Raw genomic sequence first — 25992 nt, forward strand, 5'->3', positions numbered from 1 at the left:
CCTTCACAGGGCGGGCAGGCTCGCGGCGACGCGGGTGGCGGTCGTGCGGAGCCAGGTGTGGGCGGCGTCGTGGGTGTGCACCGGATGCCACCACAGCGCCTCCCGCAGCGGCACCGCCTCGAACGGGAGGGCCGGCATGCGTACGGGCGCGACGTCGCGCAGCAGCTCGGCGAGCCGCCGCTGGACGAGCGCGACCCGGCGGGTGCCCGCCACGAGGCTCGGCAGCAGCTGGAAGTGCTGCACGGACACCTCCACGTGCGGCTCCAGCCCGAGCATGCTGAGCTGCCGGGTGACGGGAGCGTCGAAGGTGCGCTGGTAGACCACCCAGGGCAGGCGGGCGAGGTCGTCGAGGGTGATCCGGTCGCCGATCTCGGGATGGTCGTCGGCGACCAGGCAGACCCAGGCGTCCTCGTACAGCTCGACGGCGGGCAGTCCGCTGATCACGCCGTGCGGCATCATCGCGCCGTCCACGGCGCCGAGCACGGCCTCGGGGGCCTCCACGAAACCGGGCGGCACGTGCCGGAAGTGCAGCCGGAGGCCGGGCGCCTCGGCGTGCAGGGCACGCGCCAGGGCGGCGCCGAAGACGGCGATGGCGTAGTCGGAGGACAGCAGCGTGAAGTCGCGCTCCTCGTCTCCGGGACGGAAGTCGGCGCGGCTGGTGAACAGGCGGTCGAGCATGGCGTACGCGTTGGCGGCCGGGGCGCGCAGCGCGTTGCCGAGCGGGGTGAGCTCGTAGCGATTGCCCTGGCGGACGAGCAGCTCGTCGGCGAAGTGGTGGCGCAGCCGGGCCAGGGCGGCGCTCATGGCGGGCTGGCTGAGCCCGACGCGCTGGCCGGCCCTGGTGACGTTGCGCTCCTCCAGGAGGGCGTGCAGCGCGACCAGGAGGTTGAGGTCGAGGCTGGCCAGGTTCATGTCATCCACCGCATGGATAGTGCGCATCCAGAGAATCGATTTCCCCTATCAGGGCGGGTGGCTCAAGGTTAAGGCACGAAATCCGGAGGAAACCTCGTGGAATCATCCCCCTCTCTCGCCGGGCCCTTCGCGCTCGGCACGTTCGCCGCCGACGGACCTGCCTTCCCCGGCCTGGTCGCCGGTGATCGGGTCCTCGACCTGAGCGGCCTCGCGCCGGACACCCGGGCCCTGCTGGAGCGCTGGGACGACGTGCTGCCCCTGCTGCACGACGCCACGGGCGCGTGGCGGCCGCTGGACGGGCTGCGGGTGCTGCCGCCGGTCGAGCCGCGCCAGATCTTCCAGTCGGGCGCCAACTACCGCACCCACGTCGCCGAGCTGGCCGTGGCGCACGAACCCGCCGGCGGGCGGCCGGCCGAGCAGGTGCGGGCCGAGGTGGCGGCGATGATGGACCGGCGCGCGGCCGAGGACCTGCCGTACGTGTTCGCCGGGCTGCCGTCCTCGATCACCGGCCCGTACGACGACGTCGTCCTCCCGTCCTGGTGCACCGAGCCGGACTGGGAGCTGGAGCTGGTCGCGGTGATCGGCTGCCCGGCCTTCCGGGTACCGGTGGAGTCGGCGCTTGGGCACGTGGCCGCGTACACGATCGCCAACGACGTCACCGCGCGGGAGGCGGTGTTCCGGCGGGACATGAAGGAGATCGGCACCGACTGGCTGCGGGCCAAGAACGCGCCGACGTTCACGCCGCTCGGGCCGTACCTGGTGCCGGCCGCGTTCGTCGCCGACCCCCAGGACCTGCGGGTGACGTTGCGGCTCAACGGCGCGACGATGCAGGACGAGTCCACCAAGGACATGATCTTCGACGTGGCGCGGCTGGTGTCGTACGTGTCGCAGACCGTCGAACTGCTCCCCGGCGACCTGCTGCTGACCGGCAGCCCGGCGGGCAACGGCCTGCACCACGGCCGGCTGCTGCGCGACGGCGACGTCATGGAGGGCACGATCAGCGGCCTCGGCTCGCAGCGGAACAGGTGCCGCGATGAACGCTGAGCAGGCCGTGGCGCAGGCCGCCGCCGCGTACTCGAACTGGGGCCGCTGGGGCGAGGACGACGTGCTCGGCACCGTGAACTTCATCGACGAGGCCGCCCGCCGCCGCGCGGCGGGCCTGGTCAGGAGGGGCGCCGCCTTCTCTCTGGCGCAGCGCTTCGACGCCGACGGTCCGCAGAAGGGCTGGAAGCGGCGCACGAACCCGGTGCACACGATGACCTCGACCGGCCTGGACGCCGTGTACGGCGAGCCGGCCTTCCCGCACGGCATCGGCGGCGCGGACGACGTGATCTCCATGCCGCTGCAGTGCTCCACGCAGTGGGACGGGCTCGGCCACATCTTCGACCACGGCCGGGCGTGGAACGGCAGGCCCGCCGACAAGGTCGTCACCAGCGAGGGCGACCTGGTCACCGGCATCGAGCACCTGGCCGCCCCGGTCGCGGGGCGCGGCGTGCTGCTGGACGTGGCCGCCGTGTACGGCGAGCTGCCGGACGGTTTCGCCATCACCGAGGAGCACCTGACCGCCACCGCGCGGGCGCACGGCGTCGAGGTGGGCCGCGGCGACCTGGTGTGCGTGCGCACCGGGCAGCTGGCCAGGGCCAAACGGGACGGCTGGGGCGACTACGCGGGCGGCCCCGCGCCGGGCCTGTCGTTCTGGACGGCGGGCTGGCTGCACCGTACGGAGATCGCCGCCGTCGCCACCGACACGTGGGGCTTCGAGGTGCGGCCCAACGAGTTCGAGAACGCGTTCCAGCCCCTGCACCAGGTCGTCATCCCGCACCTCGGCCTGCTCGTCGGCGAGATGTGGGACTTCGACGCGCTGGCCGCCGACTGCGCGGCGGACGGCGTCTACGAGTTCCTCCTCACCGCCGCGCCGCTGCCGATCACCGGCGCGGTCGGCTCCCCCGTCAACCCCCTCGCGCTCAAGTGAGGCCCCCATGCCAGCAGTAGACAGCGTCCTCATCGTCGGCGCCGGCACCGCCGGCTCCGCCCTGGCGATCCTGCTCGCCCGCGCCGGCGTCGCCGTAGACGTCGTCGAGATCGAGCCGGGACCCGCCACGCACGGCTCCGGCATCACCCTCCAGGGCAACGCGCTGCGCGTGCTGCGCGACCTCGGCGTCTGGGAGCGGGCGAGCGCGGCCGGCTTCGCCTTCACCTCCGTCGGGCTGCGCGCCCCCGACGGCACGCTGCTCGCCGAGCCGCCCGAGACCCGCACCGGCGGCTCCGACCTGCCCGCCACGCTCGGCATGAACCGGCCCGAGCTGGCCGCCATCCTCGCCGCCGCCGTCCGCGAGGCCGGGGCCCGCGTCCGGTACGGCACGACCGTCACCGGCGTCGCCGAAAGCGGCGAGGCACACCTGTCGGACGGCGCCACCGGCCGCTACGACCTGATCGTGGGCGCCGACGGCATCCGCTCGGCCGTACGCGGCATGCTCGGCATCGACGTCGCGCCCGAGCCGACCGGCATGGGCATCTGGCGGCTGCACACCCGCCGCCCCAAGGAGGTCGAGCGCACCGACCTGATCTACGGCGGCCCCTGCTTCATCGCCGGCTACTGCCCGACCGGCCCCGACACCATGTACGCCTACCTCGTCGAGCAGGCTCGTCCCCGCGAGGCCGTGGGCGACAAGTGCGCCCACATGCGGGCGCTGGCCGAAGGCTATGGCGGCGTCTGGGCCGAGATCCGCGCCGGCATCACCGACCCGGCTCGCATCAACTACACGTGGTTCGAGTCGCTGCTGGTCGAGCGGCCGTGGAACCGCGGCAGGGTCGTGCTCGTCGGGGACGCCGCGCACGCCTGCCCGCCCACCCTCGCCCAGGGCGCCGCCCTGTGCCTGGAGGACGCCGCCGTGCTCGCCGAGCTGCTGCTCGCCGCCGACCGGCTGGACCAGGAGCTGTTCGACGCGTTCATGGACCGCCGGTACGCGCGGGTCCAGGCCGTGGTGGAGGCGTCGTTGCAGCTGGCGCGCTGGCAGCTCGACGGCGTGCGCGACGCCGACGTACCGGGGCTGATGGGCCGGATCTCGGCGATCGTGAGCGAGCACCCATGACCGGCCGCCCGCTCACCGTGGACGTGCACGCGCACGTCCTGCTGCCCGAGATCGACCGGGCCGTGGCCGGGCTGCCCGGCCACGAGCGGCAGCGCGAGCTGGACGCCCGCCGCAACGGCCCGGCCGCGCTGGAGGTCAGCGGCCCGATGGTCGCGGCCAGGATCCCCCTGCTCACCGACGTGGACGCCCGGCTGGCCGCCATGGACGCGGCCGGCGTGGACGTGCAGATCGTCAGCCCGTCGCCCTCCCACTACCACTACTGGACCGGCGAGGAGGCGGCCGCCGAGGTGTGCCGGCTGGCCGCCGACGGGGTCGCCGCGCACATCGCGCGGGCCCCCGAGCGGCTGCACGGCCTGGGCCTGGTGCCGCTGCACCACCCCGGCCTGCTGGTCGAGGCCCTTGACCAGGCGCTCGCCAGGGGCCTGAAGGGCGTGGAGATCTCCTCGCACGCGCCCGGCCGCGAGCTGTCCGACCCCGCGTACGAGCCGTTCTGGGCCCGCGCCGCCGAGACCGGCACGGTGGTGTTCCTGCACCCGTTCGGCTGCACGCTGGACGAGCGGCTGGACCGCTGGTACCTGTCGAACATCGTCGGCCAGCCGGTGGAGAACGCCGTCGCGCTGTCCCACCTGATCTTCTCCGGCGTGCTCGACCGGCATCCTGGGCTGAAGCTGCTGGCCGCGCACGGAGGCGGCTACCTGCCGTACTACCTGGGCCGTTCCGACCACGGCCACCGGGTGCGGCCCGACGCCCGCGGCTGCGCCCGGCCGCCCAGCAGCTACCTGCGCGACCTGCACTTCGACTCGCTCACCCACGACCCGGCCGCGCTGCGCGAGCTGGTCAGGGTGGCCGGGCCCGAGCGGGTGCTGCTCGGCTCCGACTTCCCCTTCGACATGGGCGATCCCGACCCGCTCGCGGCCCTGCGCGCGGCCGGGCTCGCGGACACCCCCGTCCGTGGCGGCAACGCCGTCCGGCTGTTCGACCTGAAGGACCCTTCATGAGACTCATCACGCACCTGCGGCACGTCGATCTGGCCGTGCCCGACTACGACAGGCAGCGCGACTTCTACGCCGGCGTCTGGGGCCTGACCGAGGTCGCGAACGACAGCGGCATCAGCTTCCTGGCCGCCGAGGGCTCGCCCGAGCAGTACATCGTCCGGCTGCGCAAGGCCGAGGAGAAGCGGCTCGACCTGATCTCCTTCGGCGCCGCCGCGCCGCAGGACGTGGACGCGCTGGCCGGGCGGCTGCGCGCCGCCGGCGTCCGGCTGATCTCCGAGCCCGGCAAGCTGGACACCCCCGGCGGCGGTTACGGCTTCCGCTTCTTCGACCTCGACGGCCGCACGGTGGAGGTCTCCGCCGACGTCGCCGTCCGCGCCCACCGCAGGCTGGAGGCGAAGGAGGCGGTGCCCGTACGGCTCTCGCACGTCGTGCTCAACGCCCCCGACATCGACGCCACCCGCACCTGGTACGAGACCCACCTCGGCTTCGCCCTGTCCGACACCCTCGCCCATCCCCGCATGGGCCAGGTCATGCACTTCATGCGCTGCAACCCGCAGCACCACAGCATGGCCATCGCCCGCGGCCCGCACGCCAGCCTGCACCACATCAGCTTCGAGCTGCGCGGCCTCGACGAGTACATGTACGGCACCGGCAGGCTGCTGCGCGCCGGCGTCCGGATGCTCTGGGGGCCCGGCCGTCACCTGGCGGGCGACAACACGTTCTCCTACTTCCTGGACCCGCACGGCAACACCGTCGAATACACCACGGAGCTGGAGGAGCTCGACGAGGACGCCTGGCACCCGCACGTGTACGACTTCTCCCAGCCCGAGGTCAGCGACCAGTGGGGCACCGCCAACCCCATGAACGAGCTGATCGCCAAGGAGTCGTTCAACGACGTCGACCGCGGCGTGTTCGTCGCCCCGCCGGTGTGATCATGCGCCTGGCCACCTTCACCCACCAGGGCCTGCGCGGCTGCGGCGTCGTCTCGGGCGACGCCGTCCTGCCCTTCCCCGGCGGGACCGTCCTGCTCGACGTCATCCGCACCGGCGACCTCCCGGCCACCGGGGAGCCGCTGCCGCTGGCCGGCGTACGCCTGCTGCCGCCCGTCGAGCCCCCGTCGGTCCGCGACCACGTCACCTTCGAGGAGCACGTCGAGGGCGTGCGCAAGAGCGTGGACGGCCGCGGCGGCGTGCCGGACGCCTGGTACGACGCGCCCACCTTCTACTTCAGCAACCCGTACGCGCTGATCGGCGCGCACGACGACGTGCCCGTCCCGCCCGGCTGCCGGGCCTTCGACTTCGAACTGGAGGTCGCCGCCGTCATCGGCAAGAAAGGCGCGGACCTCAGCCCCGAGCAGGCCCGCGACCACATCTACGGCTACACGATCTTCAACGACTGGTCGGCCCGCGACCTGCAGTCCCGCGAGATGCAGGTCGGCCTCGGCCCCTGCAAGGGCAAGGACACCGCCACCACGCTCGGCCCGTGGCTGGTCACCGCCGACGAACTGGAGCCGTACCGGGACGCCGACGGCTTCCTGCGCCTCACGCTGTCCGTCAGCGTCAACGGCGAGGAGGTCGGCCGTGACCTGCTGTCCAACATGGCCTGGACCTTCGAGGAGCTCGCCGCCTACGCCTCACGCGGCGCCCGGATCCGGCCCGGCGACGTGCTGGGCTCGGGCACCTGCGGCAACGGCGGCTGCCTGGCCGAGCTGTGGGGCCGCAACGGCCGCCAGGACCCGCCGCCGCTTCAGGTGGGGGACGTGGTGGAGATGACGGTCGAGGGCATCGGCACCATCCGCAACACCGTCGTGCCCGGGACGTCCCCGCTGCCCCTGCCCAAGGCCCGGATCCGTCCCCAGGAGAACCCGCGGTGATGTGCGGGGCCTGAGCCGGTGTCTAGCCGGCCTCGAGAACGAAGAACAGGAAGCAGAGGAATCTCGTGCGATCGGGCCCGATGTGGCCGAGCTCCTCCGGGAACAGCTCGCGGGCCTCCGGCGCGAACGGCGGCTCGCTGATGACGTCGATGCGGAAGCCCGCGGCGGCGAAGGCCTCGGTCATCGCGTGCAGCGGCCGGTCCCAGAACCTCATCCGGACGGTCTCCCCGCCCATGACCCATTCCTCGGTGCGGGTGCGGGTCTCGAAGTACGCGGGCTTCTCCCCGGCCATCTGCTGGAAGAGCGCGATGGAGAAAGGATGGTCCACCGAGACGAGCAGCCGGCCGCCGGGCTTCAGCACGCGTCGCAGCTCGGCCAGCGTCGGCCCCCAGTCCTCCAGGTAGTGCAGCACGAGGGACGCGGTGACGTCGTCGAACGTGTCGTCGGGGAACGGCAGCGGCCCGGCCAGATCCACCTCGTGCAGGTCCGCGTCGGGGCCCAGCCGCCGCCTGGCCATCTCCAGCATCCCCGCGCTCGCGTCGATGCCGGTCACGATCGCCCCTCTGCTCCGCAGCTCGGCGAACAGCGGCCCTGAGCCACAACCCGCGTCGAGAACGCGCCGCCCGGCCACGTCCCCGGCCAGCTCCAGCATGGCGGGGCGCTCGTAGTAGGCGTTCGCGAGGCTGGTCTCGTTCTCGGCCGAGTAGCCCTCGGCCATCTGGTCGTAGTCGTTGTACGAGGACGAAGACGTGGCCTCGGCGAACCTGTGCGGGATGGTAGGCATCGGGCCATTCTGCCCAAGATCCACACAGAACGCGGACATCTTCGCGACTGGGCAAGCGGAACACTGCTCCGTATATTGATGCGGAGCAGTGTTCCGCTTTTGTTGGAAGGTCTCCCCTTATGAACGACATCGCCCTCATCTCCGTCCGCCCGGTCGTGCTCCCGGCCCCCGCTGGGCCTCGCCCCCGACGACCCCCGTACGCCGCTGATCTGGCGCCGCTCGCACCGGCGATCTGACCGGCGTTCTCGACCAGCTGGAGGTCATTGAGGCCCAGGTGCCGGGGCTGGCCGGGCGCGTCGATCGCGAACGCGTCGCCGTCGCCGGGCATTCGTGGGGCGCCCGGACGGCGAGCACCCTCGCCGGTGCGCGGGTCGGCGACGGTGAGAGCCTGATCGGCACGCGGGTCGCGGCGGCCGTGCTGCTGCGCCTGCCCGGAAGCGGCGGTGACGACCTGAGCCCGCTGGCCGCCCAGCACTTCCCCTTCATGAACCCCGACTTCTCCGAGCTGAAGACGCCGAGCCTGGTCGTGGCGGGTGACCGCGACCAGTCGCCGCTGACGGTGCGCGGGCCGGACTGGTTCGCCGACGGCTACCGGCTCGGCCCGGGCGCGACCGATCTGCTGACGTTGTTCGGCGCGGAGCACGGGCTCGGCGGCACCCAGGGGGCGTTCGACACCCGTACCACCGATGAGAGCCCTGAGCGGGTCGCCCTCGTGCAGGAGGCCACCCTCGCCTACCTGCGGACCGCGCTCGGCCTCGACGACGACGCCTGGCCCGCCGTCCGCCGGGCGCTGGCGGCGGCCGGCGAACCGCTGGGCCGGATCGACACGAAGTGACCCGCGTCAGCCCGCGTCGGACGGCCGGGGCCACCAGCGGCGCACCGCGTCCACGGTGGTCTGCGGGCCGGTGTTGAAGCAGAGCACGGACGCCGGCGAGTGCGTCCGCGCGATGTTGATGAGCTTCTCGAAGAGCGGGGTCATCGCGGGTTCGAGGCGCACTCCCCCGCCGAACACGATGACGTCGTAGTGCTTGCCGCTTACGGCCTCGCGGAACTTCTCCTCCGCCCCCGCACCCCGGCCGAGGAGGCAGGTCTCGAAGGCGAGACCCATGTCCGCCAGCTCGGCCGCGGCCTTGGCGAGACCGGCCCTGACCTGCTCCGCGTCTACCGTGGGGAACGCCTCGCTCGGCGCGCCGGGGTCGCCGACGACCTGCGGATCGAGTCCCACGTTGAGTACGGTGCCGTTCGTCACAGTCCCTCCCAGAAAGTTCTGACCGGCGCGCTCCCCCTGACTCTCGACCTGAGGCGGTCGAGCTTGTCGCCGAGGGTTCCGACGCCGATCGAGATGTGCCCGTGTCCGCGCTCTATATGAGCACGGACGTTCAGGAGGTGCGCGGTCAGCCACTGCCCGTGCGCGACGGGCACCATGCGGTCGAGCGTTCCGTGCCACAGCTCGACGGGGACGGTGACGCCGCCCGGGTCGAAGCCCCAGGAGGTGGTCAGCGCCTGGAAGTCCTCCAGCCAGCCCTCCTCGCCCGGCGCGAGCGCGTGGTGCATGTGGGCCATGTTCTCCGCGCCGTAGGCGCCGGCCAGCTCGGCGGCGTCCACCTCGGGGAACAGGCTCGCCATGCCGGCGGCGAGGTCGGCGGCGTCGCCGTCGCGTACGGCCGCGGCCAGCTGCGCCACGACCGCGCGCTGCTTCTCCTCGTCGCGGGACGCGACCCCGAACAGCACCTGGTTCTGCAGCCCCATGCCGTCGGCGAACGCCAGCCCCTCCCCGTCGTGGGGTGCGAACGAGGCGATCAGCAGCACGCCCATCACCCGGGGCGCGTCCCCTGCGGCGGTGGCGAGCGCGTACGGGCCGCCCGTCGACCATCCCGCCACCAGGTACCGGCGGGCGCCCAGGTGGTCCATCAACTGGCGGCACTCCTCGGCGGCGCCGGCGACCGTACGGCCGGGCGCCGGGGTCGAGGCGCCGTAGCCGGGACGCGAGTACGTGACGACCCGGTACCCCTTGTCGATGGCCGAGTCGAAGACGGACCCCATGGGGACCGCGGAGCCGGGCATGCCGTGGTGGAAGAGGACGAGCGGTCCTCGTTCCGGCCCTCGTACCGTGTACTCCAGGATCCGGCCGTCCTGGAGAGGCAGCGTCTCCATCGCCCCGACGTGCTCACTTGCCGGTTCCGTTCTCATATCTTCCCCCTCGCAATACCGAACGTTCTCCCCCAGCCTGGCGCTCGCACCTCCCTCTGTCAATACCGAACGTTCTATCTACTGCTGTAGTCTGGGCGGCATCCCTATGCGATGGAGAGTGCTCATGAACGCGAATCGTGCCGACAGCCGCGAGATGATCGCCGTCCACGACATGTTCAGGCGCGAGTTCTCCGCCATGCCCGACCTGGCGGAGAACGTGCGGCCCGGTGACGGCGGCCACGCGGCGGTGGTCGCCGGCCATGTCGAGTTCGTGGCGGGGCTGCTGCACGCCCACCACGCCGCCGAGGACGCCCTGCTCTGGCCGAAGCTCCAGGACCGCGCTCCGGGCGACGTCGCCCCGCTGCTCGACACCATGCAGTCCCAGCACGACGAGATCGACCACCGCCTGGACGCCGTCGCCGCCGCGATAAAGCAATGGCGCGCCACCCCGGACCAGCCGAGCCATGAGGCGGCCGTCCGCTCCTTGCGCGACCTCCTGCCGGTGCTGCGCGAGCACCTGGCGGCCGAGGAGTCGGCCATCCTCACCCTCATCGACGAGCACCTGACCGCCGAGGAGTGGGCCGAGGTCGGCCGCCACGGCCTCGCCGGCCTGCCACCGTCGAGCCACACACTGCTGTTCGGCATGCTGCTGCACGACCTCGACCCGGAGCTTTACGAGCTGGTACGCGGCACCGTACCGCCCGAGATCTTCGACGTGGTCTCCGCCGTCGGCCCCCAGGAATACGCCGCCCACCGGGAGCGGTTGCTCGGACGGGCCTGACCACCTTCTGGGCCTGCGGCAGAAAGGCGCACATGTCCGTACGAACCTCGCCATCCGCCCCGGATCCGTCCGCCACTCTGGAGGCGGCGACCTGGGCGCTGGCAGCCCTGATCGCGACCCTTGACGAGGCCGCCACGAAACCCCTGGCCGAGGTCCTGGCCGCCGACCCGCAACGCACCGCCGTCCTGGAGGCGGCCGGGCTGGCGCAGCGGGACGGCGACACCCTGACCCTGCACCCGGCGTACCAGTACGCCGACGGCCCCAGCTACCGCAGTTCGGCGCAGGCCCGGCTCAGCTCGCTGCGCCAGGCGGTGGCGGCGGCCGCGGGCGAGTCGGGCACGGCCGGCTGGGCGGACCATGACGACGAGGTCCTGCGCAACCAGGGCCGCGCGTCGGCCGGCACCGGCCGCGCCCTCGCCACCAAGGTCGTCCCCGCCCTGCCCGGCCTCGCCGCACGGCTGGCCGAGCCGGGCAGCCGCATCCTCGACGTCGGCACCGGCATCGCCGCCCTGGCTCTGGCACTGGCGGAGGCGTTCCCCGAGGCGGAGGTCGTCGGCATCGACATCATGGAGCGTGTGCTGCGCCTGGCTCGCGAGGAGCTGGCCACCGCCGGCCCCGCCGCCGACCGCATCACCCTGCGCCACATGGACGTCGCGGCCGTATCGGACCAGGCCGTCTACGACCTGATCTGGCTCCCCGCCCCCTTCCTCCCCGAACCCATCCTCACACAGGCCCTCCCCCGCCTGATCGAGGCCCTGAAACCCGGCGCCTGGCTCGTGGTCGGCACCAACCCGGCTCCGGCTGACGGCCTGCGCCGTGCGGTGGCGGGCTGGCAGTCGGTACGCAACGGCGGCAACACGTACGACGCCGACCGCACCACCGAGGCTCTCACCACGTACGGGCTGAAGGATCAGCAACGCTTCCCCACGGTGCCGGGCGGCCCTGTCCTGGTAGCGGCGCAACGCCCTTGAGCAGGCATCGGCAGTGCGTCCATACACTGCCGTCTCCTCTGCGGCGGCGACCTTACGCCGTCAGTTGTGTCCGGCGGGCTTGGCGGGGTTACACACCGAGTCGGTTGCGGTTTCGAGGGCCTGGCGGTGGAGGGCGTCCAGGCGTTCCCTTTTCGCGCCTGATGCGGTGGCCAGCGTCAGCTGGGTCGCGCAGGCCACCGCCTTCTTCCTGATGTGCTCCGTGGACTTCAGGCTGTCCAGGAGTTCCGTGGTGAGGCGGTCGAGGCGCCGGCGGATCTCCGCCAGGTCGGGGCGGGTGGTCGGGGCTTCCTCCGGGTGGGCGGTCCAGCGGGCGAAGAGACCCTTCTGGACGACCTTGCTGGCGGTGATCTGGTCGCGGAAGAACGCCACCGCGGCGTCCCCGTCCACCCCCAGGTCCTCGGCCTGCCGGCGGACCTGGTCAAGGACCTGCTGCTCGCGGGCCGGGTCCTCGATGGGCGAGTCGGTGCCGAACTTGGAGGCGGCCACGTCGTCGCTCACCAGGAGCCGTTCGATGACGAGGTCCGTCAACGGGCCGAGCTTGCCCAGCGACGACGACGGTGGTGCCGCGACCACGCCGCCCACGGCGGCCGGGGCCGCCGATGCCATCGCCTCGGGCAGGGACAGGGCCGTCGTGGCTCCGAACATTCCGGCGATCATCGCGAAGCGGGTCATCCTCGTACGCAGGTTCATACATCTACCTTTATCTCGTTAGGAAAGAGGGGGTTCAGGACGGGTCCGGCAGCGGGATCGCGCGGAAGATCCGGTCCGGGTCGTAGCGGTGTTTCACCTTTAGGAGCCGTTCGGCGTTCGGGCCGTAGGCGTGGGCGATCTGGGCTGATTCGTCGTCCCCGAGGAGGTTGGGGTAGCCGCCCGGAAGGGCGTCGGGCTCCAGGGCGCGGGCCACGTCGGCGGCCCAGGCGCGGTGGCCGGCCGCCTGCGCGTCGCCGGGCTCCCAGAGGGCGATGATCTCGATCATCAGGTGCGGGTCGCGGTTGCCGAACGCCGTCTCCGTGACCGGTACGCGGGCCGCGGCCCCGTGCAGGTGGTGCACCGAGACCGCCGAGTAGGGCGAGGTCAGGGTGGAGCCGGCGACGCTCAGCACCTCGCGTACGCCCGGCGAAAGGGACGGCACGGAACGCGGACGGATCTCGACGTGCCGGCCGAAGGGGAACTGCGCGTCGATGCCCGCGAGCATCTCGGGCATGGTGGCGGGGCCGATCTGGGAGAGGAGGGGCGTGCCGAGGCCGCCGAGCCGGGCCAGCGCCCGCTCCCCCGCCGCCGCGTCGTCGCCGCTCCAGGTCGGCGAGAGGAACACCACCGGCTTGCCGTCCGGGCCCGCCAGGACGCCGGACTGCACGGTCAGCTCGTCCGGGCTCCCGGTCAGGACGTCCTGCAGTCCGGCCAGTACGGCCCCGGCCTGCTCCCACGCGAACAGCACCATGCCGGACAACAAGGTCGGCACGGCGTGCAGCCGTACGCGCATCGAGGTGACGACGCCGAAGTTGCCCCCGCCGCCGCGCAGTGCCCAGAACAGGTCCGGCTCGCGTTCGGCGTCGGCGGTGACGAGGGAGCCGTCGGCGAGCACGACGTCCGCGGCGAGCAGGTTGTCCAGGGCGAGCCCGAACCGGCCGCTCAGCGGCCCGTACCCGCCGCCGAGCGTCAGGCCCGCCATGCCCACGGACCCGGCGGAGCCGGTCGCGGCGGTCAGGCCGAACGGCTGCGCGGCGCGTACGACGTCGGCGGCCGTCGCCCCACCCGCGACGTCGGCGACCTTCGCCTCAGGGTCCACGGTCACCTGCCGCATACCGGACAGATCGATGGTGAGGCCGCCGTCGCTGAGCGATCGTCCCGCCCAGTCGTGGCCGCCGCCGCGCACCGACAGCGGCACCCCGGCCTCGCGCGCGGCCCGTACGGCGGTCTGGACGTCGGTGTGATCGCCGCACCGGACGATGACGCCGGGCCGGGCTAGGACGGCGCCGTTCCAGATGGCGCGGCCGGCGTCGTAGTCCGGCCCTGTGGTGATGACGCGGTCGGCGTGGATGGTCCGCCGCAGGGTGTCGGCCAGGCGGCCGATCTGGTGCTGGGTCATGGGTTGAGACCTCACTCGGGAGGAGCGTGCGGATCGGCTGGTCCGCCGCCGGCCGGAGGGTCCGTACCGGCCGGCGGGGAACATGAGGCCCATGCTCAGCGGGCGCTGCGGGCGGCCTTCTCGATCAGGTTCGTGACCGCGTCGGGGCGGCTGACCATCACGGCGTGGGAGGCGTTGACCTCCTCGACGCGCGCACCGGCCCGCTTCGACATGAAGCGCTGCAGGTCGGGCGCGATCGCCTTGTCCTGCCGGGTGATGAGGCTCCAGGACGGAATGGTCCGGTACGCCTCCTTCTCGCCGGCGTCGGTGACCGCCTTGGTGTTGGCGGGACGCTGGACGGTCGCGAGGGTGGCGGCCGTGGCCTTGTCGACGTCGCCGGCGAACGACTCACGGAAGTGGGCCGGGTCGATGGACACCTCGGCGCCGTCCGGGACGGTGGTCGTGACCAGCGGGATGGCCGGGGAGGACTTGGCGGCCAGGTCGCCGACGGTCTCGCCCTTGGCGGGGATGAAACCGGCGATGTACACCAGGGCCTTGACGTCGGGGTCGGAGACGGCGGAGTTGGTGATCACGGCGCCGCCGTACGAGTGGCCGACCAGCACCAGGGGGCCGTCGATCGAGGCCAGGTAGCTGGAGACGTAGGCGCTGTCACTGGTGAGGCCCTGCAGCGGGTTGGCGAGGGCGCGCACCGGATAACCGTCCTTGCGCAGCCGCTCCACCACCGACGACCAGCTCGACGACTCGGCCCACGCTCCATGCACCAGGACGATGGTCGGCTTCGCGCCGGTGGACTTCGCACTGTCCGCCATCGCCACGCCGGGCGCGGTGGCACCGATCAAGGCGAGGGCGCCGACGGCGAGTGCGGCACGGCGAAGCATACGGGTTCCCATGATGTGGCCTTTCAGGTCAGAACGACTTACGACGTTCCCCCAGACAAGGGAGAACGTTCGGTCTCATCATGGCACACCTGGCACACCAGTCAAGACCGAACGTTCTCCCTCACACCTGGATCAGTCCGCGGATGGCGGGGTGTCGGTCCAGCCGGAGTCCAGCACCACGGTGACCCGGTCCTCCTTCGACCCGCCGCCGGTGACCGCGTAGGTCAGCACCTTGGAGGTGTCAGGGTCGATGATCAGCCTGCCCTGAGCAGGTCCACCTCCCTGGAGCGGGAAGGTCACGGAGACGCCCGCCCGCCCCCGGACGTCGGTGGTCCGGCCTTCGACCCGCACCGCGGGCAGTTTCGCCAGCGCTTGGTACGCGGCGCCGCGCACCTGCGGGGAGGCGGGCAGCGCGTACAGGAGTGAGGCCAAGGTGGGCGGCAGGCCGTCCGCCACGGAACCGGCGAAGTCCCGATCGCGGCGGATCGCCTCAGCGGCCCGGTTCTTCAGCGCTTCCGGGTCGGCGGGCAGCGCCGCGATCTCCTTGATGGTCATGGGCATGGCGCTCCAGTAGAGCTTCCGCTCCCCCTTGAGCCGGGTGAGCGTGCCCGCGCCGGGCGAGGTGGAGTAGAGACCGCCGTCCCTTCCGATCGTCCACTCGGTCGGTGATCCGTCCCGGCGCCATGCCTCCCTGTCGAGGGGGCGTGCGGCGAGCCTCCTGCCGCCGATCCACGCCCGGCCGTCCTTGGCGAACCACGTCTCCGAGAGATACGAGGTCTCCAGACGGTAGGTGTCGCCGTCGCGGCCGTACGGTCCCGCCGAGCCCACGTACAGCTCCTTGAGATGCCAGTACGCGCCCTCCGGGGCGGCTTGGGCCTTCGCGGCGGCGGCCAGCAGGAGCGACGTCCCCGGCATGGCAGGTACGACCGTGGGCGTGGGCTGGACGAGGAAGACCGCCGTCGCGGCCGCGGCCGCGGCGAGCCCGATGGCCCCGGCCCGCCACGGCGTCCGCCTGGCCGTCCTGCGCGTGGGCGCCGGAGTCGCCATGATCGCCGCACGCAGGTCGCGCGCGGCGGGCCCCTGTTCCGGCGCGTGCGGTGCCGGGTCGATGGCCTTCATCAGGGTGTCGATGTCGCTCATGCTTCCCCCATCGCGACCGTCATGGACGTCTGCCGCTCCAGCGCCGCCGCCATCCGTTTGCGCGCCCGGTGCAGCCGGGTACGGGCGACGATCGGCGTACATTTCAGGACCTTGGCGATCTGCTGGCCGGTCAGGTCCTCCCAGCAGGCCAGCGCCAGCACCTCGCGGTCACGTTCGGACAAAGCGTCGAAGGCCGCGCGTACATGGTCCAGATCCACCGATCCGGCCGGCCGGTCGGCGGCCAGTTCCGCGCGCAGCCGTTCGGTGAGCGCGGCCCTGCGCGATGCGCCGCGCTGCTGGTTGGCCAGCACGCGGCGGGCCACCCCGTACAGCCATAACAGCGCCTCCTCGCCCTCGGGCACGTCGCCGATGCGCCGCCAGGCGGTGAGGAACGTCTCCGAGATGACGTCGGCCGCGTCGTCGGGCGAGCCGGTACGGCGGGCGGCGTACTGATGTATCGCCGGGTAATACGCGTCGTAGACCGCTTCGAAGCGATCTCGGTAGGTCACGAAGTCTCCTTGCCACAAGGTGTCGAACATCTGGTAAATGTCCGGCACCTTGCGGAATGTGGCGGCTCGCTAGGAGGAGGTTGAGCCGGCCAGTTTGGCGACCATGCGGACCAGGGCGTCGCGGGCGCCGCCGATGCCGTCGCCCATGATCATCTGGGCGAGCGGCGGGGTGGCGTACCACCAGCCGGCCAGGGCGATCACCGCGTACAGCAGCTCGCCCGGCGTGAACTCCGACGGCAGCGTGCCGTCCTTCTGTGCGGCGGCCAGGGCTGAGAGCTTGGCGGCGTAGTGGGCGGCGCGCTCTTCCCTGGCGGCGATGGGGTCGCCGCCGCGGTGCAGGCCCTCCCAGTAGAGCAGCCTGATGAACTGCGGGTGCTCGCGGTGGTAGTCGTAGACGCGGCCGGCGTACGCGGGCAGGTCGGCAGCGAGCGGCCCGTCCAGCGGCACGGCCTCGGCCAAACGCTCCAGACTCCAGCTCAGCACGGCGGCGAACAACTGCTCCTTGTTGCCGAAGTACTGGTAGATGCGCTCCTTGTTGACGCCGGCCGTGGCGGCGATGCGGTCGAGCCTGGCCGCCTCGGGGCCGTGCTCCGCGAACTCTTCGACCGCCGCGTCGAGCAGGAGTTGCCGGGTGCGGGCCGTGTTCCATGCCATGTTCCCAGCATAGCCGCACTATCCAACTCGACAGTTGGAGATTCGTGTGCAAAACTCCAACTGATGAGTTGGATTATCGAGGGGGACCCGTCATGCCTGCCACACCGTCCGTGCACCGCCGCGCCCTGATCACCTGGGCGGCCGTCTACGCGACGCTCATGCTGGTGCAACTGCTGCTGGAGCCGGTCATCAGCCCGCTGCCGCAGGCGCTGCGCACGCTGGTGGTGACCGCGATCGTGGTGCCCGTGGTGGTCTACCTGCTGGTCCCGGCCCTCCTGCGCGTCAACGCCCGCCTTCATCGGCGCGAGCGGTGAAGCACCATGACCGGACGGTCGTCAAGTCCCGTATGCTCGGCCCATGAAGAGGGTGATCTCGTGGCCGTAGGGGAACGCGACGGCGTCCGCACCCGGGCGCGCATCCTGGAGGCCGCGCAGGAGCTCTTCGTGGAGCGCGGCTACGCCGGCACCTCCATCGCCGACATCGCGGGGAAGCTGGGCACCAGCAAGGCCACGCTCTACTACCACTTCAACTCCAAGGAGCTGATCCTCGGGGCGCTCATCACCGAGCCGCTGTCGCTGTTCGCGAAGCTGGCCGAGCGCTGCGCGAAAGAGCGGCTCAGCCCCGAGGAACTGCTGCGCGCCCTGATCGATCTGACGGTGGAGACGCACGCGGTCAACGCGCTGCTGAGCAGCGACCCGTCCATCTCCCCCGTCCTGCGCGGCATGTACGACGTCGAGGGCAGCACCCGGACGTTCATCCACGCCCTGGCCGGCCCCAACGCGAGCGACGAGGCCCTGGCCCGTGCCTGGGCCGCGTTCGCGGTGGCCAAGCAGGGCGCGTTCTGGGCGGTCGAGGCCGGAAACGGCACGCTCTCGCCGGCACAGAAGCAGGAGTTCCTGGCCGCCGCGCTGCGCTGCCTGGATCAGTGATCGCCCCCGGGGCAACGGCGGGTGGCCACCGGCGTGGCCGGTCGGCTCCCGCCTCGTGGCGCTTGCCCTGACCGCCGGGGCGGCAATCCCGCTCCATCCACCTATGCCGCCGTACCTTTCCATTGCCGCAAGAGCCTTGACGACCGTTCGGTCAGGTACCTACGCTGAGGCCAACTGACCGACCGTTCGACAAGTAGCGGGGGTGCCGCGTGACCGACGCACAGCAGGAGCAGGACGCGGCACCACAGGCAGGGGCGCGGTTCGCGTGGACGCGCCGTCACACGCTCACCGTGGTCGTCATCTGCGCGGCACTGATCCTGGACACGATCGACATCTCGATCATGAACGTCGCCCTGCCCCCGATCAAAAGCGAACTCGGCTTCACCGAAGCCGGGCTGAGCTGGGTCGTCAACGGCTACCTGGTCACCTTCGGCGGCTTCCTGCTGCTGTGCGGACGCATCGGCGACATCCTCGGCCTCGTCCTCGGCGGCCTGCTCACCATCGGCCCCGGCTGGCGCTGGATCTTCCTCATCAACGTCCCCATCAGCGCCCTCGTCATCGCGGGCGTCCTGCTCTGGATCGCCCGCGACCACCGCCCAGCCCGCCGCACCCAGCGCTTCGACCTCACCGGCGCCGTCCTGTCCACCGCCGGCGTCACCCTGCTCACCATCGGCATCGTGCAAAGCAGCCAAACCGGATGGACCTCACCCACCACCCTGCTGCCCCTCATCGTCGGCCTGGCGCTGCTCGCCGCCTTCACCCTCCACGAAGCACGCGCGAAAGACCCCCTGCTGCCCTTCACCCTCCTCAAAATCCCCAACGTCGCCGGCGCCAACGTCACCCAGGCCCTCGTCGGCGGCGGCATGTTCGCCATGCTCTACATCGCCACCCTCTACCAGCAGGAAGTCCTGCACTACAACCCCCTGCAGACCGGGCTCGGCAGTCGGGACCCCAGGGCAGCTACCTCGCCAACATCCTCGGCCCGTCCATCGTCATCGGCGTCGGCATGGCTCTGACCTTCCTGCCGCTGTCCCTGGCCGCCGGCACCGGCGTGCCCGCCGACCGCCAAGGCATCGCCTCCGGCCTCATCAACGTCTCCCGCGTCACCGGCGGCGCACTCGGCCTGTCCGTCATCGCCGCCATCGCCGCCGCCCAGACCAACCGGCAACTCGACGCCGGAACAGACCCCCTCATCGCCCACACCAGCGGCCACCAGCTCGGCTTCCTCATCTCCGCCGCACTGCTCCTGCTGTCCGTCCTCACCGCACTGATGCTGCCGCCCAAACCCAGATGATCAGGACTTCTCGTCGCTCGTCAGGGAGGCCGTCAGCTGGCGCCAGGCGGCGCGTTCGGACGGGCTCAGGCGCAGGTCCGGTACGTCGTGCTCCGCGCGCCCGTCCCAGAGCAGGGGCAGCGAGGGCGCGTGGACACCGGCGCCCAGCATGACCAGACCTGCGTAAAGGTGCTTCCCGGCCTTGCGCGCCCACACCTGGGCTGAGCGAAGGAATGACATGAGGCTCTCCAGCGCGAGGGGACCGTCACGTTATCGAGCCGCACTCGAGGGACGCTGGTGCCGCCGCCGGGTGCTGGATCCGTTCCTGCATCACCCTCGTCCCTTCCCCCGAGCGCGGCTGGACGGCCCCTTGAACCGTGAGGGCCATCCGGGTGTTGAGGCCGTCGTCTCCTGGGAGAGCCAATGATCACGAAGCAGCAAGCGGCAGATCGCGAGCACGTCGTCAGCGGTCACAGGGGCCGGGTAACGCCTGACCTCGTGGATGCGATGGCTAGAAAGCGTAACGTGTCGCTCATGCTGCTTCTGACGGGTGTTCGTGCTCGAAAGTGCGGGGGTAGGGTGAGGACTTGTGACGACGTTTCGGATCAGTGAGGCCGCGGCGCTGCTCGGGGTCAGCTCCGACACCGTCCGCCGGTGGGTGGACGCGGGCCGGTTGCGGGCCGAGCGCGACGAGCACGGGCATCGGCAGGTCAACGGCGCCGACCTGGCGGCGTTCGCCCGCGCGCAGGTCGGGGAGAGCGGCGGGGGCGGGCGTTCCTCGGCGCGCAACCGGTTCAGGGGGATCGTGACGGAGGTGGTCCGCGACGCGGTGATGGCGCAGGTGGAGATCGCCGCGGGGCCGTTCCGTGTGGTGTCGCTGATGAGCCGGCAGGCCGCCGATGAGCTGGGCCTGGAGGTGGGGGTGGTGGCGGTCGCGGTGATCAAGTCGACCAACGTCGTCGTGGAGATCCCTGACCACGAGCGCGTGGCCAGTCAGGTGTGAGGAGCCGGCCCTTGGTGTTTCGGCGCATGTCCTCGTGGGCGCTCGTTCTGCCCGTCGCGCTGGTCCTTGCCGGGTGCGGGTCAGGAGGGCCCGCCGCTGGAGGGAGCAAGGAGGTGACGGTGTTCGCGGCGGCGTCGCTGACCGGGACGTTCACCGAGCTCGGGAAGGTCTTCGAGGCCGCTCATCCGGGTGCGTCGGTGCGGTTCAACTTCGGCTCCAGCGCCACGCTGGCCCAGCAGATCGTCCAGGGCGCCCCGGCCGACGTCTTCGCCGCCGCGAGCCCGGCCACCATGAAGACCGTCACCGACGCGTCCCTGGCGGGCTCGCCGGCCACGTTCGTCCGCAACAAGCTGCAGATCGCCGTCCCCGCTGATGACCCGGCGCACATCGACGAGCTGAAAGACCTCACCGACCCGAAGGTGAAGGTCGCGCTCTGCGCCGAGCAGGTGCCGTGCGGCGCGGCCGCCGCCAAGGCGCTGGACGCCGCCGGGCTGCAGGTCAAGCCCGTCACCCTGGAGCAGGACGTCAAGGCCACGCTGACCAAGGTCGAGCTGGGCGAGGTGGACGCGGCGCTGGTCTACAAGACCGACGTCATCGCCTCCGCCGGCAAGGTGCGGGGCATCGCGTTCCCCGAGGCCGACCAGGCGGTCAACGACTATCCCATCGCCACCATCACCGAGGCCCCGGCCGGTGACGCGGCCCGGCGGTTCGTCGACCTGGTGCTGTCGCAGCAGGGCAAGGACGTGCTGACCAAGGCCGGATTCGAAGCGCCATGACGAACGCTCCCGTCCAAGACCAGACCGGCCCCACGACCCGAGGACGCGAGGCGTCCGGCAGGCTGCCGTGGATGCTGGTGGTGCCCGCGCTGATCGGGCTCGTCTTCCTGGTGCTGCCGCTGGCGGGGCTGCTGGTCCGCGCACCGTGGACGACGCTGCCCGGCCGGCTGGCCGAGCCGCAGGTGCTGGAGGCGCTGCGGTTGTCGCTGGTCACCGCCACCATCGCCACCGCCGCGTGCCTGCTGCTCGGCGTGCCGCTGGCCTGGCTGCTGGCCAGGGTCGACTTTCCCGGACGGCGGGTGGTCCGGGCGCTGGTCACCGTGCCGCTGGTGCTGCCGCCGGTGGTCGGCGGTGTGGCGCTGCTGCTGGTGCTCGGCCGGCGCGGAATCGTCGGACAGTGGCTGGAGGCGTCGTTCGGGGTCACGCTGCCGTTCACGACGGCCGGGGTGGTCATCGCCGAGGCGTTCGTGGCGATGCCGTTCCTGGTGATCAGCGTGGAGGGGGCGCTGCGCGGCGCCGACCAGCGGTTCGAGGAGGCCGCCGCGACGCTCGGCGCCTCGCGGTGGACGGTGTTCCGGCGGGTGACGCTGCCGATGGTCATGCCTGGTGTGGTGGCGGGCGCGGTGTTGTGCTGGGCGCGGGCGCTGGGCGAGTTCGGGGCGACCATCACGTTCGCCGGCAACTTCCCCGGCACCACCCGTACGATGCCGCTGGCCGTCTACCTGGCGCTGGAGACCGAGCCCGAGGCCGCCATCGTGCTCAGCCTGGTCCTGCTGGCCGTGTCGGTGGTCATCCTGGCCAGCCTGCGTGATCGGTGGGTGAGCGCGCCGTGACCCTCGATGCCCGCCTGGTGGTCACCAGGCCCGCCTTCACCCTCGACGCCACGCTGCACGCCGCCGCCGGTGAGGTGGTGGCGCTGCTCGGCCCGAACGGGGCCGGCAAGACGACGGCGCTGCGGGCGCTGGCCGGGCTCACCCGCCTGTCCGCAGGTCACATCTCGCTGCGGGGCCGGGCGCTGCACACCCTGCCCGCCGAGAGCCGGCCGATCGGCATGGTGTTCCAGGACTACCTGCTCTTCCCGCACCTGTCCGCGCTCGACAACGTCGCCTTCGGGCCGCGCTGCCAGGGTGTGCCCAAGGCCGAGGCCCGCCGCGCCGCCGCCGAGCTGCTGGAACGCGTGGGGCTGGCCGATCGGGCCGGTGCCAGGCCGCGGCAGTTGTCCGGTGGGCAGGCGCAGCGGGTGGCGCTGGCCCGTGCGCTCGCCGTACGGCCCGAGCTGCTCCTGCTGGACGAGCCGCTGGCCGCGCTCGACGCCCACACCCGGCTTGCAGTCCGCTCCCAGCTGCGCCGCCACCTCGCCGACTTCGACGGCGCGACCGTGCTGGTCACCCATGACCCGCTGGACGCCATGGTGCTGGCCGACCGGCTGATCGTCATCGAGCAGGGGGCCGTCGTCCAGGAGGGGCCGCCCGCCGAGGTCGCGCGCCGGCCCCGTACGGACTATGTCGCCCGCCTCGTCGGGCTCAACCTCTACCGGGGCAGCGCCGACGCCGGCCGGGTCAAGGTCGGCGAGCTCCTGCTGCACAGCTCCGAGCACCTGTCAGGGCCCGCGTTCGTGGCCTTCCCGCCCGCCGCCGTCGCCCTCTACCGCTCGCGTCCCGACGGCAGCCCGCGTAATTTGTGGCGGGCCCGCATCGACGGGATCGAACGGCACGGCGACAACGTCCGCGTCCACCTCGACGGCCCGATCACGGCCTTCGCCGACATCACCCCGGCCGCCGTGGCCGACCTCGACCTCAGCCCGGGGCAGGAGATCTGGGCGTCGGTCAAGGCCACCGAGACGCACGCCTACCCCGCATGAGAGGTGTACGAGCAGGCTCCCAGCACGAGGGCTCCGCCGAGGCCGCCGAACGCCAGGCCCCCGAAGAGGATCATCCAGGTCACGTCCGCGCTGCTGGTGAAGGGCTCCGGCGGCGTGAACGCCGGTATCACCCCGGTCAGGGAGAGCGGCACCATGACGAGGAGGACGAGCCCGTACCCGCCCAGACACACCCCGGCCACCCACGCGGGGATCAGCGGCAGGAGGCGCGGCACCCGTCGCCCGGCCAGGAAAAGCGTCCACCGCGGAAAGATCTTCCCCCACCGATGCACCAGCCCGAGCGCGAGGAACACGCCGAGCAGGGCCGCCAGCACCGTCAGATCGATCCCCACGGCCGCCAGCGCCTCGTAGACCGCGCCGCCGTCGCTCTCGACGCTCCGTAACCAGTCCTGGCCGCTCACCCCGAGCGCGTCTCCCCCGAGGGTCCACACGGTCTTCACCACGGACCACGGCAAAAGCCCGCACAGCAACACGTACACCCAGACCCTGACCCGCAACGACGCAGTCACGCCACCCCTCCAGCCCTTTCGAACGCTCGTAACGTGACCAGCGTCCTGTCATGGGCCCAGAGCGCGCCTCCCCCGCGCGAGGGAATCGACGGGATGTGAGGGTTGAGACGTTCAAGGTCCTTACGGAAGCCTTGACGCGACAAGCTACAGGGCGCGATGTTTCGGAACTCGTCCGCCGTCACCGACCTGGCGTACCGGCGGCGCGGGCACAGCCGGGCGATCACGCTCGGCCTGCTCGACTGGTTCCGGTCACGCGACGCCGTACGGGTCGACCTCACCGCCTCCCGCGAAGCGGAACCGCTCTGCCGGGATCTCGGCTTCACCGACCACCCCGATCCACTGCCGTGCTGGATAGCCGTGACGGCGTCGCAGCACCGCTGGGTCACGGCGACGGGCCCACCTCGTCTCCCGGCAACCGGCCGAAGACCGCGAGCCGGGCGCGCCCGAAAGCCCTCTGATGCGCCGCCATGAGCCGGAGGCGGACACCTGAGACGTCCTTGGAGACGCTCAAGCGTCGCGCTGGATGCGGCGGAGAGGGTGGGAACGGGTGGTGGGCACCCGTTCCCCACTTATCTAGGCGTTCTCCTCGTCGGCGATCACGATGTCGTCGAGGTCGAGGATCTCGCCGACGGAGCCGTCGCCGCCCAGCTCCAGTGAGACGGCGGCGGTGCCCGACGGGGCGGTGAGCTGCTGGGTGAACTCCTTCCAGCTCGTCGTCAGGCCGCTCAGCGGGATCTCGTCGGTGCGGATCAGCTCCTGCTCGGAGTCGCGCCACAGCACGCTGATCGTCGCGTCGGCGATCCCCGGGGTGCCCTGCCGGGCCCAGAAGCTGATCTGCTTGGCGCCGGCCCTGGTCTCGAAGCCGGGCCAGTTGTCGAGGGCGACGCCCCAGCCGTTCGCCTCGGTCACCGCGATGCGCAGACCGTAGTCGCCCTCGTGGGCGGCGTCGGCGGACCGCTCGACGGAGCTGCTGTACCAGGCGGACCACTGGCCGATCGAGCCTTCGAGGGTCGAGGTGTCGGCGTCGAGGGCGTTGGGCACCGGCGGCTCCTCGGTCGAGCCGTTGTAGGTGCTGCCGGCCTCCTGGTTGTACGGGGCCGAGCGCCAGGCGTCCCAGGAGATCGTCTCGCCCCAGCCCTTGGCGAACTTCCAGTCGCCGACGTAGGTGTTGCCGGTGAAGCTGTTGCCCGCGTCGAACATGATGTCCTGCTGGATCTCCGACACGGTGTACGGCGCCCACGGCATGTTGTCGGCGCCCTGGGCGTACAGGGCCTGGACCCCGCAGTAGGTGCCGGCGCAGGGCACGACCGAGCGGTCGAAGCGGAACTCGTTGCCCGTCACCTTCACGTTGCGCGAGTGCCAGCGGCAGTCGGTGCGCTGCGGCTCGTTCGCGATCGAGGTGTAGCAGGGGTGGGCGTCGTTGATCGGGTTGGGGTACTCGAAGTCGTACGGCTCCGGGATCACCGTCGGAGCGACGAACGGCGTGCAGTAGGTCTTGCTGGTGTTGCCGTTGGAGTTGCAGAAGCGGTTGGCGTTCTCGAAGATCGAGATGCCGGAGAAGTTGTCCTCGAAGTAGTTGTCGCTGATCCTCAGGTCGGTGCTGCCGCTGGTGTCGCTCGCGAGGCGCGCGTCACCGCCCGACTCGGAGATGTAGATGGCCGGCGCCGGCGAGCCCTGGTTGTCGTTGCCGCTCACCCAGGCGTTCCGCTTGAAGACGTTGCGGGTGATCGTGGCGTTGTAGCTGATCTCGTACCAGATGCCGATGCTCTCGTTGTGCTCGATCCAGTTGCGGTCGAACAGGAAGTCGATGTTGTTGGTGTCGGCCCAGAGGCCCACGCCCAGGTTGTCGTGGACGTAGTTCTGTGTGACGGTGGCGCCTTCGACGTCCCAGAACTTGACGCCGCCGGAGCAGCCGCACCCTTCGATCTCGGCCTCCCAGTCGTCCTGGTTGTTGCCGGAGATCTCGTTGTTGTGCACGACGATGTCCTTGATCGCCGCGTCGCCCTCGATCTGCGGGCGGTACATGCTGATGCCGTACTGGCCGTTGTCCTTCAGGCAGCTGTTGCGGATCGTGTTGGTGTTGCCGAGGAACACCGCGGCGCCGTCGTTGTGGTGCGCGTAGAGGTGCTCCATCACCCAGCCGCTGCTCGCGTCGTGGTTGATGACGCCCTCGTTGTTGTTGTCCTTGCCGCGGCCGAAGTTGCGGACCTCGAGGTAGGCGATGCGCACGTTGGAGGCGCCGCCGGAGAAGGCGTAGAGGTTCTTGTTCTGGCCGTCCAGGATGGCGCCGGGGGCGCCGAGGAAGACGCTGTCGTCCCCGGGGCTGATCTGGCTGTACTGCTCGTCGCCGAGGGTGTGGGTGCCCGGGGCGAACCAGTAGGTCTTGCCGCTCTGGCCGAAGTCGAAGCCGGCGTTGTCGCCCGCCGGGACCACGATGGCGCCCTGTGGTGCGCCGGCCGGTCCGTCCTGCCAGGTCGCGTTGTCGCAGACCTTCATGGTGTCCGGCAGTTCGGTGTACCAGCCGCCGGCCGCGCTGTCGTCGGCCACCGCGGCGGTGGCCGGTCCGGCCAGCAGGCCGGCGCCGGTCACCAGGGCGAGTAACGCACTCACGACAACAGGGTGTCGCATGAAAGCTCCCGTTCTACGAAACGTTGTTGATCGTGAAGGGTAGCGGTCAAGATCAATAGCAGTCAGCCGAATCATCTGCGAACGCCCGACCGATTTGTCCCGAACC

30 protein-coding genes are annotated in these 25992 nt (G+C 71.4%); 17 read left to right on the top strand and 13 right to left on the bottom strand.

Translation table 11 applies throughout. The features are described 5' to 3' along the window. Nucleotides 1–3: 3 nt before the first annotated feature. A complete protein-coding gene (locus ACFFR3_RS08895; RefSeq protein WP_345409899.1) occupies nucleotides 4–912 on the bottom strand; it encodes a LysR family transcriptional regulator in 909 nt (302 codons plus the stop codon). A 96-nt stretch (nucleotides 913–1008) separates the two neighbouring features. Here ACFFR3_RS08895 and ACFFR3_RS08900 point away from each other — a divergent pair, with 96 nt between their 5' ends. From ACFFR3_RS08900 to ACFFR3_RS08925, 6 genes are read left to right on the top strand one after another with little or no spacing between them, the layout of a single operon-like run. After that, the gene (locus ACFFR3_RS08900; protein WP_345407743.1) at nucleotides 1009–1956 is read left to right on the top strand and encodes a fumarylacetoacetate hydrolase family protein; all 948 of its coding nucleotides are present in this window, start codon (nucleotides 1009–1011) and stop codon (nucleotides 1954–1956) included. Beyond that, a complete protein-coding gene (locus ACFFR3_RS08905; RefSeq protein WP_345407744.1) occupies nucleotides 1946–2884 on the top strand; it encodes a cyclase family protein in 939 nt (312 codons plus the stop codon). The genes ACFFR3_RS08900 and ACFFR3_RS08905 overlap by 11 nt, the downstream gene beginning before the upstream one ends. Before the next feature lie 7 nt (nucleotides 2885–2891). Beyond that, nucleotides 2892–4004, top strand: coding sequence for an FAD-dependent monooxygenase (locus tag ACFFR3_RS08910; protein ID WP_345407745.1), 1113 nt, complete (start codon nucleotides 2892–2894; stop codon nucleotides 4002–4004). Continuing rightward, entirely contained in the window at nucleotides 4001–5002 is a 1002-nt protein-coding gene (locus ACFFR3_RS08915; protein WP_379482908.1) for an amidohydrolase family protein, read from the top strand. The genes ACFFR3_RS08910 and ACFFR3_RS08915 overlap by 4 nt, the downstream gene beginning before the upstream one ends. Next, a complete protein-coding gene (locus tag ACFFR3_RS08920) occupies nucleotides 4999–5931 on the top strand; it encodes a VOC family protein (RefSeq protein WP_379482909.1) in 933 nt (310 codons plus the stop codon). Before ACFFR3_RS08915 ends, ACFFR3_RS08920 begins: the two co-directional genes overlap by 4 nt. Nucleotides 5932–5933: 2 nt before the next feature. After that, nucleotides 5934–6872, top strand: a complete 939-nt coding sequence (locus ACFFR3_RS08925) for a fumarylacetoacetate hydrolase family protein (RefSeq protein WP_379482910.1) — start codon at nucleotides 5934–5936, stop codon at nucleotides 6870–6872. A gap of 22 nt (nucleotides 6873–6894) precedes the next feature. Here ACFFR3_RS08925 and ACFFR3_RS08930 read toward each other — a convergent pair whose 3' ends face one another. After that, the gene (locus ACFFR3_RS08930; protein ID WP_345407754.1) at nucleotides 6895–7656 is read right to left on the bottom strand and encodes a class I SAM-dependent methyltransferase; all 762 of its coding nucleotides are present in this window, start codon (nucleotides 7654–7656) and stop codon (nucleotides 6895–6897) included. Nucleotides 7657–7930: 274 nt separating this feature from the next. Here ACFFR3_RS08930 and ACFFR3_RS08935 point away from each other — a divergent pair, with 274 nt between their 5' ends. Next, nucleotides 7931–8491 (top strand): alpha/beta hydrolase, encoded by a 561-nt coding sequence (locus ACFFR3_RS08935; RefSeq protein ID WP_364379420.1) that lies wholly within the window; start codon nucleotides 7931–7933, stop codon nucleotides 8489–8491. Nucleotides 8492–8497: 6 nt separating this feature from the next. Here the strand turns inward: ACFFR3_RS08935 and ACFFR3_RS08940 are convergent, their stop codons facing one another. Beyond that, entirely contained in the window at nucleotides 8498–8905 is a 408-nt protein-coding gene (locus ACFFR3_RS08940; protein ID WP_345407758.1) for a hypothetical protein, read from the bottom strand. Further along, entirely contained in the window at nucleotides 8902–9846 is a 945-nt protein-coding gene (locus tag ACFFR3_RS08945) for an alpha/beta fold hydrolase (protein WP_379482911.1), read from the bottom strand. The genes ACFFR3_RS08940 and ACFFR3_RS08945 overlap by 4 nt, the downstream gene beginning before the upstream one ends. A 124-nt stretch (nucleotides 9847–9970) precedes the next feature. Here ACFFR3_RS08945 and ACFFR3_RS08950 point away from each other — a divergent pair, with 124 nt between their 5' ends. Together ACFFR3_RS08950 and ACFFR3_RS08955 are read left to right on the top strand one after the other, a co-directional pair. Further along, the gene (locus tag ACFFR3_RS08950) at nucleotides 9971–10627 is read left to right on the top strand and encodes a hemerythrin domain-containing protein (RefSeq protein ID WP_379482912.1); all 657 of its coding nucleotides are present in this window, start codon (nucleotides 9971–9973) and stop codon (nucleotides 10625–10627) included. 32 nt (nucleotides 10628–10659) lie between these two features. Further along, entirely contained in the window at nucleotides 10660–11598 is a 939-nt protein-coding gene (locus ACFFR3_RS08955; protein WP_379482913.1) for a class I SAM-dependent methyltransferase, read from the top strand. 60 nt (nucleotides 11599–11658) lie between these two features. On the opposite strand, the gene ACFFR3_RS08960 is transcribed toward ACFFR3_RS08955, so the two are convergent. From ACFFR3_RS08960 to ACFFR3_RS08985, 6 genes are all read right to left on the bottom strand, one after another. Then, nucleotides 11659–12309: a chorismate mutase gene (locus tag ACFFR3_RS08960; RefSeq protein WP_379482914.1), complete on the bottom strand. Its 651-nt coding sequence runs from the start codon at nucleotides 12307–12309 to the stop codon at nucleotides 11659–11661. Between the two features lie 34 nt (nucleotides 12310–12343). Continuing rightward, nucleotides 12344–13708, bottom strand: coding sequence for an FAD-binding oxidoreductase (locus tag ACFFR3_RS08965; RefSeq protein ID WP_379482915.1), 1365 nt, complete (start codon nucleotides 13706–13708; stop codon nucleotides 12344–12346). Nucleotides 13709–13803: 95 nt separating this feature from the next. Next, the gene (locus ACFFR3_RS08970) at nucleotides 13804–14586 is read right to left on the bottom strand and encodes an alpha/beta hydrolase (protein ID WP_364379393.1); all 783 of its coding nucleotides are present in this window, start codon (nucleotides 14584–14586) and stop codon (nucleotides 13804–13806) included. Between the two features lie 132 nt (nucleotides 14587–14718). Further along, nucleotides 14719–15726, bottom strand: coding sequence for a CU044_5270 family protein (locus ACFFR3_RS08975; RefSeq protein WP_364379390.1), 1008 nt, complete (start codon nucleotides 15724–15726; stop codon nucleotides 14719–14721). Beyond that, the gene (locus ACFFR3_RS08980; RefSeq protein WP_345407784.1) at nucleotides 15723–16235 is read right to left on the bottom strand and encodes an RNA polymerase sigma factor; all 513 of its coding nucleotides are present in this window, start codon (nucleotides 16233–16235) and stop codon (nucleotides 15723–15725) included. The genes ACFFR3_RS08975 and ACFFR3_RS08980 overlap by 4 nt, the downstream gene beginning before the upstream one ends. Before the next feature lie 69 nt (nucleotides 16236–16304). Further along, nucleotides 16305–16889: a TetR family transcriptional regulator gene (locus ACFFR3_RS08985; protein ID WP_345407786.1), complete on the bottom strand. Its 585-nt coding sequence runs from the start codon at nucleotides 16887–16889 to the stop codon at nucleotides 16305–16307. A gap of 92 nt (nucleotides 16890–16981) precedes the next feature. Between ACFFR3_RS08985 and ACFFR3_RS08990 the strand changes: the two genes are divergently transcribed. The 4 genes from ACFFR3_RS08990 to ACFFR3_RS09005 all read left to right on the top strand — a co-directional run bounded on the left by ACFFR3_RS08990 (nucleotide 16982) and on the right by ACFFR3_RS09005 (nucleotide 19112). Continuing rightward, complete coding sequence (locus ACFFR3_RS08990; protein WP_345407788.1) at nucleotides 16982–17203, top strand: putative antibiotic biosynthesis monooxygenase; 222 nt, start codon at nucleotides 16982–16984, stop codon at nucleotides 17201–17203. A gap of 60 nt (nucleotides 17204–17263) precedes the next feature. Continuing rightward, nucleotides 17264–17818 (top strand): TetR/AcrR family transcriptional regulator, encoded by a 555-nt coding sequence (locus tag ACFFR3_RS08995; protein WP_345407790.1) that lies wholly within the window; start codon nucleotides 17264–17266, stop codon nucleotides 17816–17818. A 209-nt stretch (nucleotides 17819–18027) separates the two neighbouring features. Further along, the gene (locus ACFFR3_RS09000) at nucleotides 18028–18834 is read left to right on the top strand and encodes an MFS transporter (protein WP_379482916.1); all 807 of its coding nucleotides are present in this window, start codon (nucleotides 18028–18030) and stop codon (nucleotides 18832–18834) included. Further along, on the top strand, nucleotides 18825–19112 hold the full coding sequence (locus tag ACFFR3_RS09005) for a hypothetical protein (protein ID WP_364379379.1): 288 nt from the start codon (nucleotides 18825–18827) through the stop codon (nucleotides 19110–19112). The genes ACFFR3_RS09000 and ACFFR3_RS09005 overlap by 10 nt, the downstream gene beginning before the upstream one ends. On the opposite strand, the gene ACFFR3_RS09010 is transcribed toward ACFFR3_RS09005, so the two are convergent. Then, nucleotides 19113–19331 carry a hypothetical protein gene (locus ACFFR3_RS09010; RefSeq protein WP_345407796.1) on the bottom strand — a complete coding sequence of 73 codons (219 nt, stop codon included), beginning with the start codon at nucleotides 19329–19331 and terminating at the stop codon, nucleotides 19113–19115. Nucleotides 19332–19680: 349 nt separating this feature from the next. Between ACFFR3_RS09010 and ACFFR3_RS09015 the strand changes: the two genes are divergently transcribed. Genes ACFFR3_RS09015 through ACFFR3_RS09030 form a run of 4 tightly spaced genes read left to right on the top strand, consistent with a single transcriptional unit; the run spans nucleotide 19681 to nucleotide 22731 of the window. Then, nucleotides 19681–20094 carry a TOBE domain-containing protein gene (locus tag ACFFR3_RS09015; RefSeq protein ID WP_364379373.1) on the top strand — a complete coding sequence of 138 codons (414 nt, stop codon included), beginning with the start codon at nucleotides 19681–19683 and terminating at the stop codon, nucleotides 20092–20094. A gap of 26 nt (nucleotides 20095–20120) precedes the next feature. Beyond that, complete coding sequence (gene modA / locus ACFFR3_RS09020) at nucleotides 20121–20870, top strand: molybdate ABC transporter substrate-binding protein (protein WP_379482988.1); 750 nt, start codon at nucleotides 20121–20123, stop codon at nucleotides 20868–20870. Next, nucleotides 20867–21703, top strand: a complete 837-nt coding sequence (locus tag ACFFR3_RS09025) for an ABC transporter permease (RefSeq protein ID WP_364379367.1) — start codon at nucleotides 20867–20869, stop codon at nucleotides 21701–21703. Before modA ends, ACFFR3_RS09025 begins: the two co-directional genes overlap by 4 nt. Beyond that, nucleotides 21700–22731, top strand: a complete 1032-nt coding sequence (locus ACFFR3_RS09030) for an ABC transporter ATP-binding protein (RefSeq protein ID WP_364379364.1) — start codon at nucleotides 21700–21702, stop codon at nucleotides 22729–22731. Before ACFFR3_RS09025 ends, ACFFR3_RS09030 begins: the two co-directional genes overlap by 4 nt. Here the strand turns inward: ACFFR3_RS09030 and ACFFR3_RS09035 are convergent. Then, nucleotides 22719–23258: a hypothetical protein gene (locus ACFFR3_RS09035; protein ID WP_379482917.1), complete on the bottom strand. Its 540-nt coding sequence runs from the start codon at nucleotides 23256–23258 to the stop codon at nucleotides 22719–22721. The genes ACFFR3_RS09030 and ACFFR3_RS09035 overlap by 13 nt on opposite strands. A 573-nt stretch (nucleotides 23259–23831) precedes the next feature. Beyond that, on the bottom strand, nucleotides 23832–25868 hold the full coding sequence (locus tag ACFFR3_RS09040; protein WP_379482918.1) for a right-handed parallel beta-helix repeat-containing protein: 2037 nt from the start codon (nucleotides 25866–25868) through the stop codon (nucleotides 23832–23834). Nucleotides 25869–25992: the final 124 nt, after the last annotated feature.

Origin of the sequence: Nonomuraea salmonea, assembly GCF_042428605.1 — a bacterium.
In the GTDB taxonomy this organism is placed as follows: Bacteria; Actinomycetota; Actinomycetes; order Streptosporangiales; family Streptosporangiaceae; genus Nonomuraea; species Nonomuraea salmonea.